Raw genomic sequence first — 813 nt, forward strand, 5'->3', positions numbered from 1 at the left:
TCATATATTATGAATTCAAGATATTTAATTTAAGATTATTAAAAAGGAGACTTTATTGATTATGAATGTATTAGTAGTGAAAGCAAATAACCGCCCTGCATCAGAGGCAGTATCCAGTAAAATGTATGAAACTTTCATGGAGAACCTAGAAGGTGCCAACGTCACGACCTATGACGTTTTTGCAGAAGATATGCCTTACTTTGGCCAGGATTTATTTAATGCTTTTGGAAAAATGCAGAATGGCGAAGAATTGTCAGATGTAGAACAACGCATTTTAGCTGCTAAGCAAAAGGCAATGGATGCATTGTCAGCAGCAGATGTTGTTGTCTTTGCCTTCCCGCTTTGGAACTTAACAATCCCAGCAAAATTACAAACATTTATTGATTATGTATTCGCAGCTGGTTTCACATTTAAATATGGTGAAAATGGCCAGTTAGTAAGTTTAATGACGGATAAGAAAGCTATCATTCTTAGTGCCCGCGGTGGCGTGTACTCTACACCTGAGGCTGCTCCAATGGAAATGGCAGCTACGTATATAAAAAATGTCGTTGGCGGCATTTTTGGCATGGAGATCATCAATGAAGTCATTATCGAAGGACATAATGCGATGCCTGCCCAAGCAGAGCGAATCATCGCTGATGGTCTTGCAAAAGTAGCGGAAGCGGCTAAAAACCTAACTGTAGAGTTAGTTTAATATAACTTGAATTCTGGCTGCAAAACTCCAGGTATAAAGTTGACCTTATTGCCAAGGGACATCAGACATAAAGAGTATGTTAAATAAATTATAATGTATATAAAAGGAAGCCGTACTAT

General features: G+C 38.0%; 1 protein-coding gene. It reads left to right on the forward strand.

Annotated features, from left to right (window positions below; translation table 11 throughout):
* Positions 1–61 precede the first annotated feature (61 nt).
* Positions 62–694, forward strand: a complete 633-nt coding sequence (locus V7083_RS10210; protein WP_335477421.1) for an FMN-dependent NADH-azoreductase — start codon at positions 62–64, stop codon at positions 692–694.
* Positions 695–813 lie beyond the last annotated feature (119 nt).

This window comes from Bacillus sp. JJ1764, from assembly GCF_036962145.1.
GTDB lineage: Bacteria > Bacillota > Bacilli > Bacillales > Cytobacillaceae > Neobacillus.

Bases quoted from the DNA above. Each gene is read 5' to 3' on its own strand.
- V7083_RS10210 (WP_335477421.1), top strand. From the start codon at position 62: ATGAATGTATTAGTAGTGAAAGCAAATAACCGCCCTGCATCAGAGGCA.